Origin of the sequence: Micromonospora sp. NPDC023737, from assembly GCF_040639715.1 — a bacterium.
Lineage (GTDB): Bacteria > Actinomycetota > Actinomycetes > Mycobacteriales > Micromonosporaceae > Micromonospora.
This window is the reverse complement of the sequence record NZ_JBFAAL010000015.1, coordinates 75,910-88,894: the sequence shown is the minus strand read 5'-3', so window position 1 is coordinate 88,894 and position 12,985 is coordinate 75,910. Positions and strand designations below refer to the sequence as shown.

General features: G+C 68.7%; 16 protein-coding genes and 1 pseudogene. 7 read left to right on the top strand and 10 right to left on the bottom strand.

Annotation, left to right across the window (positions count from 1 at the left end; genetic code table 11):
• Positions 1-47: 47 nt before the first annotated feature.
• The 6 genes from AB0F98_RS25715 to AB0F98_RS25690 form a co-directional block, all read right to left on the bottom strand.
• Entirely contained in the window at positions 48-464 is a 417-nt protein-coding gene (locus tag AB0F98_RS25715; protein ID WP_357740059.1) for a hypothetical protein, read from the bottom strand.
• A gap of 255 nt (positions 465-719) precedes the next feature.
• Positions 720-1,433, bottom strand: a complete 714-nt coding sequence (locus AB0F98_RS25710; RefSeq protein ID WP_357740056.1) for a HEAT repeat domain-containing protein — start codon at positions 1,431-1,433, stop codon at positions 720-722.
• 15 nt (positions 1,434-1,448) lie between these two features.
• Positions 1,449-2,081, bottom strand: a complete 633-nt coding sequence (locus tag AB0F98_RS25705) for a hypothetical protein (RefSeq protein WP_357740044.1) — start codon at positions 2,079-2,081, stop codon at positions 1,449-1,451.
• A 32-nt stretch (positions 2,082-2,113) separates the two neighbouring features.
• Complete coding sequence (locus AB0F98_RS25700) at positions 2,114-2,365, bottom strand: hypothetical protein (protein WP_357740042.1); 252 nt, start codon at positions 2,363-2,365, stop codon at positions 2,114-2,116.
• Between the two features lie 142 nt (positions 2,366-2,507).
• Positions 2,508-2,981: an ArsI/CadI family heavy metal resistance metalloenzyme gene (locus AB0F98_RS25695; protein ID WP_357740039.1), complete on the bottom strand. Its 474-nt coding sequence runs from the start codon at positions 2,979-2,981 to the stop codon at positions 2,508-2,510.
• 22 nt (positions 2,982-3,003) lie between these two features.
• Positions 3,004-3,156: a hypothetical protein gene (locus AB0F98_RS25690; protein WP_357740036.1), complete on the bottom strand. Its 153-nt coding sequence runs from the start codon at positions 3,154-3,156 to the stop codon at positions 3,004-3,006.
• 79 nt (positions 3,157-3,235) lie between these two features.
• Here AB0F98_RS25690 and AB0F98_RS25685 point away from each other — a divergent pair, with 79 nt between their 5' ends.
• From AB0F98_RS25685 to AB0F98_RS25660, 6 genes are all read left to right on the top strand, one after another.
• A complete protein-coding gene (locus tag AB0F98_RS25685) occupies positions 3,236-3,607 on the top strand; it encodes a metalloregulator ArsR/SmtB family transcription factor (protein ID WP_357740033.1) in 372 nt (123 codons plus the stop codon).
• A complete protein-coding gene (locus AB0F98_RS25680; RefSeq protein WP_357740030.1) occupies positions 3,604-4,341 on the top strand; it encodes an MIP/aquaporin family protein in 738 nt (245 codons plus the stop codon). The genes AB0F98_RS25685 and AB0F98_RS25680 overlap by 4 nt, the downstream gene beginning before the upstream one ends.
• Positions 4,338-4,745, top strand: coding sequence for an arsenate reductase ArsC (locus tag AB0F98_RS25675; protein ID WP_357740027.1), 408 nt, complete (start codon positions 4,338-4,340; stop codon positions 4,743-4,745). The genes AB0F98_RS25680 and AB0F98_RS25675 overlap by 4 nt, the downstream gene beginning before the upstream one ends.
• 13 nt (positions 4,746-4,758) lie before the next feature.
• The gene (locus AB0F98_RS25670) at positions 4,759-5,172 is read left to right on the top strand and encodes a maleylpyruvate isomerase N-terminal domain-containing protein (RefSeq protein ID WP_357740025.1); all 414 of its coding nucleotides are present in this window, start codon (positions 4,759-4,761) and stop codon (positions 5,170-5,172) included.
• 60 nt (positions 5,173-5,232) lie between these two features.
• Complete coding sequence (locus AB0F98_RS25665; protein ID WP_357740022.1) at positions 5,233-5,853, top strand: hypothetical protein; 621 nt, start codon at positions 5,233-5,235, stop codon at positions 5,851-5,853.
• Positions 5,854-6,096: 243 nt separating this feature from the next.
• A complete protein-coding gene (locus AB0F98_RS25660; RefSeq protein WP_357740019.1) occupies positions 6,097-7,455 on the top strand; it encodes an MFS transporter in 1,359 nt (452 codons plus the stop codon).
• Positions 7,456-8,074: 619 nt separating this feature from the next.
• Here AB0F98_RS25660 and AB0F98_RS25655 read toward each other — a convergent pair.
• From AB0F98_RS25655 to AB0F98_RS25640, 4 genes and pseudogenes are all read right to left on the bottom strand, one after another.
• Complete coding sequence (locus AB0F98_RS25655) at positions 8,075-10,075, bottom strand: NPCBM/NEW2 domain-containing protein (RefSeq protein ID WP_357740016.1); 2,001 nt, start codon at positions 10,073-10,075, stop codon at positions 8,075-8,077.
• Positions 10,076-10,439: 364 nt separating this feature from the next.
• Positions 10,440-10,868, bottom strand: a complete 429-nt coding sequence (locus AB0F98_RS25650) for a hypothetical protein (protein WP_357740014.1) — start codon at positions 10,866-10,868, stop codon at positions 10,440-10,442.
• Positions 10,869-11,202: 334 nt separating this feature from the next.
• Positions 11,203-11,300 (bottom strand): annotated as a pseudogene (locus AB0F98_RS25645) (IS5/IS1182 family transposase); the annotation flags it as partial.
• A 241-nt stretch (positions 11,301-11,541) separates the two neighbouring features.
• Positions 11,542-12,138 (bottom strand): TetR/AcrR family transcriptional regulator, encoded by a 597-nt coding sequence (locus tag AB0F98_RS25640; protein ID WP_357740011.1) that lies wholly within the window; start codon positions 12,136-12,138, stop codon positions 11,542-11,544.
• Positions 12,139-12,426: 288 nt separating this feature from the next.
• Between AB0F98_RS25640 and AB0F98_RS25635 the strand changes: the two genes are divergently transcribed.
• Positions 12,427-12,984: a hypothetical protein gene (locus AB0F98_RS25635; RefSeq protein ID WP_357740006.1), complete on the top strand. Its 558-nt coding sequence runs from the start codon at positions 12,427-12,429 to the stop codon at positions 12,982-12,984.
• The last annotated feature ends 1 nt before the right edge of the window (position 12,985 follow it).

Genomic DNA, 12,985 nt, shown 5'->3' with positions numbered 1-12,985 from the left:
CCTGTGCGCTCGGCGCTGCCCGGATCCGACGCCGCGAGCCGTTCTCATCACCGCGCTTCGCGCTGCTCCAGCCAGTAGCCGGCGAGAGCGAGCGCTATCAGGGCGTCCTGCGTGAGCAGCGAGGCCGGCAGCCCAAGCAGCCGAATCGGCGGGCGGCCCTCCTCGTACGGGGACGTTCCGGGCACGGCCAGGGTCAGGTTAAACGCGCCGTAGCGCAGCAGCGGCAGCAGCGCCGCCACACCCGTCGCCAGCCGCCGGTCTCCCCGCGCCCCGCGAACGAGCAACCACAGCATCACGAGACCGGAGCAGCTTGCCCCGATCACCTCCGCCGTGCCGTGCCAGCGAGCATGCGGCCCGTAACCCGGCCCGAAGGTGTGCCGCCGGTTCCAGTCGGCCAGCCACGGCACCACGGTCATCGCTGCGGCACTGGTAGTCAGCAGGTACCGGCCCCACCTTGATCGCATGGCTCTGTCCCATCCTCGCGGCTCCTCCGCCGAGAGCCCACCCCCGCCGACCATCGCGGCGAGCACCACGAAGGTCTGCAGGTCTGCCCGGCGCCGACCATGACAAACCCGGACGGGACGGTTGCGTAGCCGACGAGTCCCAATGAGCGCCGTACCCCGCCGCAGTGCTCGCGGGTTCGGCCAGTCCTGTCGGTGCCGGTCGGGTCGCGATGACCCTGCCTGCCGTGGCTCCATCCGTGTGGCTCGGAGTGTGAGTCATGGACTCTTCCGGGGTCCGCATTTCGGTGACCCATCGCTGAGCTGGGCTGCCACGAGTTCGCGGATCTGCTCGTCGGGGTCGTTCAGGAGATCGGTCAGGGTCCGGGTGATCAGCTCACGCTCGACGCCCGAGGCTTCCTCAATGAGCGCAACCAGGGCGTAGTAGCGGGTGTCGGCCTCGTCATCCCGGCTCAGCAGCTGCAACGCCTTCGCCGCGCGGGGCTCTATCCGTTCCTCATCCACCAGCGACGGCAGCGCCGTAGCGACGTGGAACCGAACCCGCCAGTGCGGGTGGTCGACAAAGCGCAGGACATCCCTCAGCGCTTCCCTGGCGCGGTTGTACCCGAGGGCGGAGATCACCCAGCCCAAGACACGCGGATCAGCCTCGCGGTCTAGCCGTTCGATCAGCAGCGGAATGCCCTCACGGCTGAAGGGCCTACGACCGGCGACGTCGTGGTCGCCGAGCTCACGCAGGATCCGCACCCCGAGTTCCCGCTCCGCCGGATTGTCGCAAGCCACGAGTCGTACGGCGACGTCGAACACCTCTCGTGTCGGCCGCGCATGTAGAGCGACCAGGTGAGGCACCGGCCCGTCAGGATCCACCACCGACACCTCGCGTAGCGCGCCCGCTAGCAGCTCCGCGGTCGACAGCCTCGAAGAGTCGACACGATCTCGCGAAGATCTCACTCCCTCAGTATTGGTCACGGGCATCTGCGACGATCCGGCTTACGAGCCGGCTCGTCCGTCGCTCACCGCTCGGCCGCCATCGCGAGGTGGTTGACCTACCGTTCCCCGCGAGGGCGGCGAGTCCCACCAGCGAGGCAGGTCCACATCCGGTGCTGTCGGGCTGGTGAAGTGGAAGGGCACCCCGAGCTTCTGAGCGATGGCCCGGCCTTGCTCGGTCGCCTGCAGCGCCTCTGGCCAGGGCGGCACCTCGCCGTTGAACAGACGTGAGTCGCCGCCGTGTCGAAGCCGGGTCAATGACACCTCGTCGTACTGGTCGTGGTGCCGCCCCACCCGTTGCACGATTACCACCAGGTCGACGAACCAGCCCTGAGTGTCACCGTCCCAGACCGCTTCCACAGCAGCAGCCGGCGCGGTGATGGCGGCTGCCAGTTCGATCAGTTGGGCGGTCGTGGGCTGCGGCGGTTCCGGCGTGACAAGGCCCTGGCTGTCAAGTTCGCGGCGGCGCTCCATCAGCATGTCCTGCGCCTCGTACAGCCCGGGCGATGGATGCAGTTGTCCCTCTCGACGCAAGAGCACGACAGCTTCGAGCAACCGGCGGGCGCACAACAACTCATCGATATGGTCCTGTAGCTGCGGACTCAAGGCAGACCACCAAGCTGCACGGGAAGGCATGGCGGGCATTGTCGCCGTCCCCCGCGTCGGCCTCAACCTGGTGGCTGCGTGGCTGCGTCGCCGGTCTGCTCCCGCCACTGCCCGGTGTCGGCCCGGACGAGACGTTGCACCATCGACCGGGCCTCGTCCTCGGTGTCGAACTCCCAGCGAAGCACCTTGCCGGTCTCGGAGTCGCCGGCCCTGGCCACGACGTGCCAACGGACCTCGCGGGCGAGCCACACGTCACGCCGGGTGAGTCGTCCCCACACTCCGTTCCACCAGCGCGCCACCAGCTCCTTCGCCACTCGGTCATCGTACATATGTTCGATTGCGGGTCGCCGGCTAGTCCTGGCCCGCCGACTTCCCTGATCTCCGCCGTCGACCGCGACGTAGGGTAACCGTGTGCGCGCCTGACGGACACCTGCCACCAGGCGCGCACACCCCGGTTCAGCAGCAGCGGGATGCGGCCCCGCTGACTGTCGGCTCCTTCTCCGCCTCGGCGTCGCTCGGTTCGCCGCAGCGGCATTCACCCTCGGTCGCCTTGGTGAGGGTGTCGGCGTCCGCCTTGACGGTGTAGACCTCCCAGGGCTCGTTGCCGGGGCCGCGTACCCAGACCTTGTCCTGCAGGGCGTAGCAGCACTCGGTGTCGTTCTCCTCCAGGGTGATCAGGCCGGAGTCGGCGAGGCGCTTGGTGGCGGCGTCGACGTCGTCGGTGCTGAAGACCTCGACGCCCAGGTGGTCCAGGACCGTGGGCCGGTCAGCCTCACCCTCGATGAGTACGAGCTTCAGGGGTGGGTTCTCGACGGCGAAGTTGGCATAGCCGGGCCGGCGCTTCGCCGGCTCGACGCCGAACAACGTCGAGTAGAAGGCGACCGAGCCTTCAAGGTCGGATACACGCAGGGCGAGCTGGACACGGGACATGGGTTCCTCCTGGTGGTGAGCGTCAGCGGACGAAGGCGTTGGTGAGCGCGGTGGTGCGGCCGCGCTCGCGGTGGGCGTCAGCGCGGCAGGCGGCGGTGCACACCTGGCCGCACGACTCGCACAGCGTCAGGCCCCGGACGTGGTCGGCACGACGACGGCGCATGAACTTGATCATCGCTTCACCTTCTGTCTAGATGGTTTTCGAATCAGCCCCCACTGTTGCAGCCTGTTTTGACGTCTGTCAAGCTAGAGAAATGTCGAAACAGAGCCTGCCGGTCGTGGACCTTCAAGCGATGGCCTGCTGCGCCCCGCTGGCGGTCCGCCCGATGGACGCCGAGCAGGCGGCGGGGATCGCACCGATGTTCAAGGCCCTCGGCGACCCGGTCCGGCTGCGACTGATGTCGATGATCGCCTCGGTGCCGGAGATGTGCGTGTGCGATCTGACCCCGGCGTTCGACCTGTCCGGGCCGACCATCTCGCACCACCTCAAGGTGCTGCGTGAAGCCGGCCTCGTCGACTCCGAGCGTCGTGGCACGTGGGTGTGGTACCGCGTCCGGCCGGAAGCGTTTCGCCGACTCGGCGCGCTGCTCGACCTGCCCGCCACGACCGCCCCCGCCGACGCGTGAGCCGCGCCCTCGCCCGCCACGCGTCAGCTGAGTTCGCCGGAACCGCGCTGCTGGTCGCTGCCGTCGTGGGGTCCGGAATCACCGCCGCTCGACTCTCCCCCGACGACGTCGGACTTCAACTACTCGAGAACGCGATCGCCACCGCCCTCGCACTGGGCGCGCTGATTCTGATGTTCGGGCCGGTGTCCGGCGCGCACTTCAACCCGGTCGTGTCCGCCGTCGACTGGTGGCTCGGCCGCCGTACCGGCACCGGGCTGACCGGCTCGGAACTCGGCGCCTACGCCACCGCACAGGTCGCCGGCGCGATCGCCGGATCAATACTGGCGAACCTCATGTTCGACCTGCCGGCCGTCGCATGGTCACAGACCGACCGCGCGGGCGGGAACCTCTGGCTCGCCGAGATCGTCGCCACCGCCGGCCTGGTCGTCCTGGTCTTCGCCCTCGCCCGCAGCGGCCGGACCGCCACAGCGCCTGCCGCGGTGGGCGCCTACATCGGTGCCGCCTACTGGTTCACGTCGTCCACCTCGTTCGCGAATCCCGCCGTCACCATCGGCCGCACCCTCACCGACACGTTCGCCGGCATCGCCCCCACCTCGGTGCCCGGCTTCGTGGTCGCCCAACTCGTCGGCGGCCTGGTCGCCGTCGCCGCGCTCGCCGCCTGGTACCCCCACGCCGGGCGCGCGGCCGACTCCGTTGTCGTACCCCACCTCGCCGAGGAGACCGAAGCGCGATGAGCGACAAGCCCAGCGTCCTGTTCGTCTGCGTCCACAACGCCGGCCGCTCCCAGATGGCCGCCGGCTGGCTACGCCACCTCGCCGGCGACACCATCGAGGTCCGCTCGGCCGGCAGCGAACCCGCTGAACAGATCAACCCGGTGGCCGTCGAGGCCATGCGCGAGGTCGGCATCGACATCACCGACCAGACCCCGGTGCGGCTCACCTGGGACACGGCCGAAGCCAGCGACGTCATCATCACCATGGGCTGCGGCGACGCCTGCCCCGTCTTCCCCGGCAAACGCTACGAGGACTGGAAACTCACCGACCCCGCCGGACAACCCATCGACATCGTCCGCGAGGTCCGCGACGACATCCGGAGTCGAGTCAGCGGCCTGCTCGCCGATCTTCGGCAGCAGCGGTGACCTCCGAGACCTGGTGAGCAGTTCAGCAGCTGGCGGCTGCGGGGCGGTGGCAGCGCAACCCACTGTCCGGCTGCCGGAGCGTGGTGATAGACGACCGGAGCGGAAGCCTTTGGAGTTCCCCGTTCTGCTGCGACTGATCGAGAAACAGTCGACCGCCCTCCGAGCCGCGGTCGCCGCGCCCAGCCTCGACGTGCAGGTGCCGACCTGCCCTGAGTGGACGCTGTTCGACCTGGCCCAGCACTGGGCGAGGTGCGCCGCAGTTGGGCCGCAACCGCTGCCGGGCGAGGTGGCACTCGACAGTGTCGAGAAGTTCCTGTCCACCTGCTGCACATCCGCTGCACCCCGAGGTCGACTGGAACAAGCTGCTCGGTCAGGGAGGTGTGACTCCGACCGACTGGGCAAACCGCTGGCATACTGCCCGCCGTGAAACTGGTCCCTCGTCATGGGCTCGCGGTAGGACTTCTGGTGGTCGCCGCAGACAGTTTCTGTGACGATCCTCGCGAACGCGGACGGGGTCGGAGGGTTCGCCTGGCGTTGCGCGGGTGGCGGAGAGCTGTGCTTCAGCCCCAAGCGCGGGGGCCACATCTACCTGCGGCCATTGGCCCATCCGTTCCTGGGCAGCGCACTCGCCGCCGGGCTCGTCGCGGCGGCTGCTCACCTCGCTGTTCGGCGCCGTGCTCCACGTATCGCCTTACAGACAGTCGCGGCGACCGTAGCGACCGCAGCCACCCTTGTCGGCCTGCTCGGTTCCGTGTTTCCCCTTCCCGAGGAGTCCAACGATGGGGTCGTCGCAAAATCCCCCACCTTCAGGCTCGTATCGTACCGATCTCCCCGCTTCTTCGGCTCCGGACGCGTACTGCTGAAACTGCAAAGCCGGGAGGGTATCGGAAGCCGCGAGGGAAGCAGAAGTTTGGCCTGTTTCATCGAGGAGAGCTCTGGCGCCGGTCCGGGATGGCTCTTCGGCCGCGCCGACTTCGTGGGCAATGACGAGATCGTGCTGTCCGCCAAGGACGGGACCACCTGGCGAGTTCGCTTCGACACGAAGACCCTTACGTCCGTGAGCCCTGTCGACCGATGCACCGACGCCCCAGATCTCACGGCTGACTGAAGGCACCGTTCTCGACCGGCTCCCCACGCGGCGTCGAACACGTCGAGGCGCTCGCCGGGCTGCGTACCCTCGTCGCTCGACCTAGCCAGTGCGGGGTCGGATTTCCGCCAGCGACGCGGCCATACACGAGAAAAGATCAACCTCGTGAAAACAAACCACTTGACGGCCGCCAACTTAGCACCGACCGTATCCCCGAGCGCACCATCCAGACCTTCGAATTCGACGACATCGACGATTTTGGGTGTGTTACTTGCAGGCCAGCTCATGGCGAACATTGATGTGAGTGTTGTCAATGTCGCCACACCGAGCATATCCGCCGAGTTGGGTGCCAGTGGAGCGATGCTCGAAGCGGTGATAGCGGGATACACCCTGGTGTACGCGGTGCTGCTGGTCACCGGCGCGCGGGCCGGCCAGTTGTTCGGCTATCGGCGCGTGTTCCTTAGCGGACTATCGGTGTTCGGACTCGCGTCGTTGTTGTGCGGGCTGGCGCCCTCACCAGCCGTGCTGGTTGGCGCGCGTTTGCTCCAAGGGCTCGGGGCGGCGGCGTTGGTGCCCCAGGTGCTCACCGGCATCCAACACCACTTCACGGGGCCGCGACGGGCCAAGGCCGTCAGTGCCTACGGCGCGGTGCTGGCCGGCAGCGCCGTAGTGGGGCAGATTCTCGGCGGCGTCCTGACCTCGGCCAATCTGTTCGGCACGGGATGGCGTCCGATCTTTTTGATCAACGTACCGATCGGGCTCATCAGCCTCCTCGTCGGTCGGCGGGTCCTGCCTGCCCCCGCGCCGGCCGTCACCCGCCCCGACCTTGATACGCGTGGCACGGTGACGCTGACCGCCGGGCTCACACTTGTTGTCGTGCCGCTGTTATTCGGCCGGGAAAGCGGTTGGCCCGCGTGGACCTGGGCGTCGCTCGTCGCGGGGCTCGCGGCGCTCGCCCTGTTCGGTAGGCTTCAACAGCGCACCACCCGCTCCGGCGGCTCCCCCGTGCTGCGCGTCGAACTGATGCAAAGGCGGTCGGTCGGGGCTGGCCTAGTCGCCCTGGCGGGAGCGTCGGGCACGTACTTCGCGTTGTTGTTCACCTTGGCGCAATACCTACAGGGCGGCCTTGGCCACGGCCCGATCTACTCCGGGCTTGTCCTGCTGCCCTGGGTGACGGCGTTCGGCCTGGCCGGCCGGGCCCTGCCACACCGGGGGCGGATCTCGCTGCCTACGGCTGCCGGTGTCGGTTGCCTGCTCCTCGCCGCCGCGTACGCGGCGCTCGCGGTCACGGTCTACGGCGATCGACCGTCCCTACCCGTGCTTCTGGTCGTGCTGGCCGGCGGCGGGTTCGGGCTGGGATTGAACTTCGCGGCGCTGATGGCAACGATTACCGGTTCCGTGCACAAAGACGAGGCATCGGACGCCAGCGGTCTAATCACCACCGCTTCCCAACTGGGCGGCGTGATCGTCGTGGCTGGCCTCGGCACTCTCTATTACGGCGTCGCGGGCAGCCACCCAGCGGGCCACGCGTACGCCGCCGTGAACGCGGTCAGCGCCGCCGTGGCCATTGTCGCCGCGATCGCGTCCATTTCGACGCGACCCCAACGCCGAACGAGCGACTGACCGACGAAGATCCCCGAAATACCGGGGTGGGGTGCGGGCCCGGCATCTGCCGAATCCCTGCCAAAATTACGCGCCCATCCTTTCGTCACTGAAGGTATCCTGAGGCCCGTTGCCGCCGGGTCTCCACTAGGTGGGTAAGACCGTCCCACGCGGTGCTCCCCGCCTCGGGACGCATTATTGGCAGCGGCGTCGAGTGCGTCACACATGCCAAGTCCACAGTGCGCGAAGTTGCAGCAAGCAGCGGTCAAGGCAGGAGAAACAACTGCGGCCCCAGACGGTGACCGGCGGCGTTGCCGTCTCGTCCGGATACAACACCGGTATCCGGACAACCCGGCGCCTTGCCGGATCACCGCCTGGACTCCGCTCCGACTCGACCGCGACTTTGACACGCGCCCTAGTTCGGTGGATGCCTTCGCTCAAAGAGTCCATCGACCAAATCACCGATGACTGGCCAGCCTTCGCCTTCCACATCATCCAGCCGGGCACCGGTGGCGTCGTGCTGAAGAACGTTCTCGTCTCCGCCGGCACCCCTTCGACCACACCACCAGGAGGAACCGGCCGGCGGCGGGCCGGGAATGCGCGGCCTGCCGCCGGTACCGGCGAACGAAGGGGAAGCGGCTCAGGCGCAGGTGATCACCGGGGTCGCCCAGTCCGCGTGGTCGTAGTTCTGCCCGTCGACCGGGTCCGTACGCAGCTCGACGACATCCACGCCGTCGACCGCGACGTCGAGCGGGACACCGGCGCCCGCCCCGGTGGCCTCGGCGGTGGCGAGGCCGACCCCGTCACCCCAGACCTCGAACCGGACCCGGCCCTGGTCGCCGACCTCGTCGTCGATCCCGACCGTCACGGTGAACCGGCTGCACCGCGAGTCGAGGAAGTATCCGATCCGGCTCGGCGCGTGGCTGCCGAGGCCCTTCTCGTGAACGGTGCCGGCGATCGTCAACGGCCTACCGTCCCCGGCCGCCGTCTCGCCGTTGCTCCGGTCCCGCTCGACCGGACCCCAACCGTTCTCCGCGTACAGCCAGGGCAGGTCGGACAGGTACGACGTACCGGCCGGCGCCGGGGGCGCCACGGTGAACCGGCCCGCCGCGGTGCCGGCGTACACCCGGTCACGCCAGACCCAGCTGGCGCTCGCCGTCAGGTCCACCGGACCGAGGTCGGGACCGTCCGCGGTCAGCCGCCAGGTCGCCGTGCCGGTCCGGCCGGGAGCGATCGAGCCGAGCTGCGTCGGTCCGGTGGCTGTCGCGGTCCAGTCCACCGGAGCGGTGAGCGCCAGCCGCGCCCTCGTCACGGCGGTCGTACCGTCGTTGTGGACCGTCACCGTGACCGTGTTCGCCTCGCTGCCCCCGACGTACGGCTGGGCCGGCGTCACGTCGACGGCGACCATCGGCGCCAGCCCGGCGGTGCCGCCGGCGCTGACCCGGAGCATGACCGCGCCGTGGCCGGGGACCTGGGCGCGCACCCGTCCCCCGGAGGCCGCCGTGGTGTTGGTCCACAAGTCCCGCACCCGGTATCCGGTGGCGGCTCGTGGCAGCCCGAGTTCGGTCGCCGTGGTGCCGATGGTGGCCGGCGCCGACGCCCGGTTGAGCAGGACGACGGCGACCGAACCGTCGGACATCCTCTTGGTCCAGACCTCGCTGTCGCCGTCGTCGCGCAGCTTCGCGCCCTGCCGCCCGCTCCAGTCCTGGTTGACCGCGAGCACGTCCGGATCGGTGAGCTGGTTACGCGCCCACGCCGGCATCGAGCGCACGTCGTTGCCCGCGATGAGCGGCGCGTTCAGCAGTGCCCACAGGCTCATGTGGGCACGGCTCTCGCCCTGCGTCAGACCGGGATTGCCGACCTCGAGCATGTCCGGGTCGTTCCAGGCGCTCGGGCCGGAGTACGCCTCCAGCCCGACCTGCTGGTCGAGGAGCGACATCACGCTTGACCAGGAGTCGGTGATGTCGCCGGTGGTGCGCCACAGGTCGCCGCCGACCGAGTCGCCCCACAGCCACGGGTCGTTCTCGCCCCATTCGCAGATGCTGTAGACGATCGGCCGGCCGGTCTTCGCCAGCGCGTCACCCATCGCCTTGTAGCGCTCCTGCGCGGGGACGCCCTGGTTGTTGCAGTTGTCGTACTTGAGGTAGTCGACACCCCAGTCGGCGAACGTCTGCGCGTCGAGGTCCTCGTGGCCGAGGCTGCCCGGCATGGTCCGCGCGCAGGTCTCGGTGCCGGCACTGGTGTAGATGCCGAGCTTGAGGCCCTTGACGTGCACGTAGTCGGCCAGTGCCTTGATGCCGCTCGGGAAGCGCTCGTGGTGGGGGACGTAGGTGCCGGTGACGGGGTCCCGCTCCTTCTCGGCCCAGCAGTCGTCGATGTTGACGTACTCGTAGCCGGCGGCCGCCATTCCGGAGGCGACGATCGCGTCCGCAGTGTCGCGGATCAGCTTCTCGTTGATGTCACAGCCGAACGTGTTCCAGCTGTTCCAGCCGAGGGGCGGTGTCTGCGCCAGCTCCGACCCGGTCGGTGCGGAGGCCGTCCGCGACGGCGGCACTCCAGGCGGTGGCGCTCCCTGCGACGGCGGCGCGGCGGCCACCGGGACGACGAGGGCGAGGGCGAGGGCGGTGACGACTGTTCGCATGGCGGCTCCATAAGGGCGGCGGGTGCGAGTCAGATCCATCCGCGACCATAGATGCCCCTGAGCGATTGGGTCAAGAAGTGTGCGATCGTGTTGAAAAGGAGGGGCCGTGCTCAACGCTGCCCGGGTCGAGCCGGTCTAAGGAGCACCAGCGTTGGCCGTTGTTTTTGGGCTGCTCATCCTCTCAGCAGCGCCACGCAGCGCTACAAGTCAGGTGTCAGCTACCCGTGCGGCAGACCTGGCCGGGGCCGGTGACCGTGCGTGGACAAGGAGGCTCAAAGGCACGAAGCCAGTCAGAGCAAGGGTCACACGCACGGCCACCAGACCACAGCCCGGCACAATCAGGCGGCGACAGCGATCCTCACAGTCAGCCCAGGATCGCGCGGATGACCGCGCTGTCCCCGTCCAGTTCCAGCAGGTGTACGACGTACCCTCCCGGTTCGGGCTCGGCTCCGGGTTGGTCGCATCCGACTCGCCCGCCGCCGTCGGCGTGTACCGCCACAGTGCACCCGGGCCCTGCCATGAAGCCGCCACCGCCGCCCATGCCATTGGCTTTGGTCAGTCGCACACTGACACCGCCATCCTCCACGTAGGCCGACACCGTCCACCTGGCGAGTGGGAATTCGACCGAACCGGAGAAGGACACTTTGCAGTCGCCGTCGGCACACTCGGTGTACTTGGTGCCGCCTCCGCTCGGCGCCTCCGTCTCCTGTGGCGCTTTAGGCTTCTGTGCGGCTTTGGACTCCTGTGCCGCTTTGGGCTCCTGTGCCGCCTCCACCTCCCGCGACTCGTCCACGGTGGGGGAGGAAGATGCGGAAGGTTCGGCGTCACGGGGACTTGGGGCGGAAGCAGCGCGGGAGGCGGTCGCGGTAGCGGCGGTGTCAGGGCTCGACGGCGTGGCATCGGCGGACGATTCCGCCTTGGAGTCGCAGCCGGCCACGGCCAAGACCAGCAGTAGCGCCCCGATCGCTGTGCGTTTTGTGGACGAAGGTCGGCAATGGTGCATGCGCGGAGTCTAGCGACCCGACTTTGCCGGAGCCCGGTCAGCGGCGGCTGATCCAGTCGGGACGAAACACTCCCCGCCACACAAGAAGCCATGATCTGGGCCGCCGCCACCTGGCAGCTCAGCAACCGCCCGCGGAGCCTCTGGCACGGTGGTGCGCGTCCTGGTCCACCTCGCTGGGGATGCAGGCTTTGATCCCCGCCGACGCAGGTGGACGCGTGGCCCGCGACCACATCGGTCAACGTCACCGTCCGGCCGTTCTCGAAACCGCAGGTTCCCGGGAGCGCCATCGACGTGCCGTCCGGCAGCACCACCGTCTCAGCTTCAGTACGACGGTCGCTGAACGCCGCGACCGCGCCGAAGAGGCCAACGGCGTCGCGTTGGTGCGCGTACACCTGGAAGCTGTAGCCGCGCCCAGGCGGAGCCTCTCCTCACCCTCGGCAGGTCAGGCGTTCTGGTATGCGACTCAGGATGGCTGGCGTGCGGCGTGGGTTCGGACGAGTCCCTCGACGCCGCGCAGGAACGTCTCGGAGATCAGCACAGGGTCGAACAGGCAGCCGGCAGCCATGGCGCCGTCGCGCAGCATGACGAAGTGCCGCGCCGCCGGCTCGGCCTCGCTCTCCTGGATGTCCGCCAGCAGGCTGTTGATCGTCTCGAGGAACCACTGCCGATGAGCGAGGACGGCCTGGTGCACGGGGTTGTCGGGATCGGGATACTCCGCGACGGCGTTCAGGAAGGCGCAGCCGCGAAAGCCCGCGGACTGGATGTCCCGGGCGATCGACTCCGCGATGGCCCGGAGGGCGTCGGACGCGGGCAGGCCGGCGGCGAGGGCCGCTTCCACGTGGTCGCGGATCGCTTGATCGGCCGCCTGCAGGTAAGCGACGACGAGATCCTCTTTGCCCGGGAAGTGACGGTAGAACGTGGCCCGGGTCACTTTCGCCTCGGCGATGATCCGGTCGACGCCGACCGAGTGGATTCCCTCCCCGTAGAAGATCCTGGTCGCCGTGGCGAGGAGTCGCTCTCGCGCCTCGGACGGCCGGGCTCCAGTCTCGCTACGCACCATGCCCCCATCTTAGCGAACAGAACGTTCGGTCACGACCTTCGGAACGCCGGGATCCCCACCCGCCGGCCACGATCACGCCCCGATGCACCAGCCCTTCAGCACCGCGCGGGCACGACGGCAGCGGCAGCGGAGCCGATCACAGGCAGGTGGGTAGAACGTTCGGTCTTGACAGGCCGACCCGCGGTCGCTACGTTCGATTAGACAGAACGTTCGTTCTACAGGGTGGTATTCCGGCCGCAGCCCGTGCTGGTGGCGGTCCCCCTCAGGAACCACACCGAAAGGATGACCATGACCACCGTTGCCGCACCCGGCATCTCGACGACGGCCTCCGCTCTGCGGCGGCTGTACTTCGTCCGCTTCGCGTTCGCCATCGTCTGGGCCGGCGTCACGTTCGCGGTCGCCAAAGACCTCAACCCTCTCGCCGTCACGCTCTTCGTGATCTATCCGCTGTTCGACGTCGCCGCCGCCATCGTCGACGCCCGCGCGTCGCGAGCCACCGGGTCACCGGCCCTGCTGTACGCGAACATCGCCGTCAGCCTGCTCGCCGCGATCGGCCTGGCCGTCGCCGGCATCTCCGGCATTCCGGCGATGCTTCAGGTGTGGGGTGCCTGGGCGATCGTGGCCGGGCTGATTCAGCTGGTCGTGGGTGCCACCCGCCGCAAGATGGGCGGCCAGTGGCCGATGATCATCAGTGGTGGCATCTCCGTGCTCGCCGGTGGGTCGTTCCTCGCGGCCGCCTCCGCGGACAACCCGGCGCTGACCAACGCGATCGGCTACGCCATCCCCGGCGCCATCTTCTTCCTCATCTCGGCCATCCGCCTCGGCCGGGCCGCGAAGGCGAACTGAC

What these genes read in the sequence shown, in the direction of transcription:
- AB0F98_RS25705 (WP_357740044.1), bottom strand. Translation starts at nt 2,081, where the DNA reads ATGCCTTCCCGTGCAGCTTGGTGGTCTGCCTTGAGTCCGCAGCTACAG.
- AB0F98_RS25710 (WP_357740056.1), bottom strand. Translation starts at nt 1,433, where the DNA reads ATGCCCGTGACCAATACTGAGGGAGTGAGATCTTCGCGAGATCGTGTC.
- AB0F98_RS25690 (WP_357740036.1), bottom strand. Translation starts at nt 3,156, where the DNA reads ATGATCAAGTTCATGCGCCGTCGTCGTGCCGACCACGTCCGGGGCCTG.
- AB0F98_RS25695 (WP_357740039.1), bottom strand. Translation starts at nt 2,981, where the DNA reads ATGTCCCGTGTCCAGCTCGCCCTGCGTGTATCCGACCTTGAAGGCTCG.
- AB0F98_RS25685 (WP_357740033.1), top strand. Translation starts at nt 3,236, where the DNA reads ATGTCGAAACAGAGCCTGCCGGTCGTGGACCTTCAAGCGATGGCCTGC.
- AB0F98_RS25640 (WP_357740011.1), bottom strand. Translation starts at nt 12,138, where the DNA reads ATGGTGCGTAGCGAGACTGGAGCCCGGCCGTCCGAGGCGCGAGAGCGA.
- AB0F98_RS25675 (WP_357740027.1), top strand. Translation starts at nt 4,338, where the DNA reads ATGAGCGACAAGCCCAGCGTCCTGTTCGTCTGCGTCCACAACGCCGGC.
- AB0F98_RS25715 (WP_357740059.1), bottom strand. Translation starts at nt 464, where the DNA reads ATGCGATCAAGGTGGGGCCGGTACCTGCTGACTACCAGTGCCGCAGCG.
- AB0F98_RS25635 (WP_357740006.1), top strand. Translation starts at nt 12,427, where the DNA reads ATGACCACCGTTGCCGCACCCGGCATCTCGACGACGGCCTCCGCTCTG.
- AB0F98_RS25655 (WP_357740016.1), bottom strand. Translation starts at nt 10,075, where the DNA reads ATGCGAACAGTCGTCACCGCCCTCGCCCTCGCCCTCGTCGTCCCGGTG.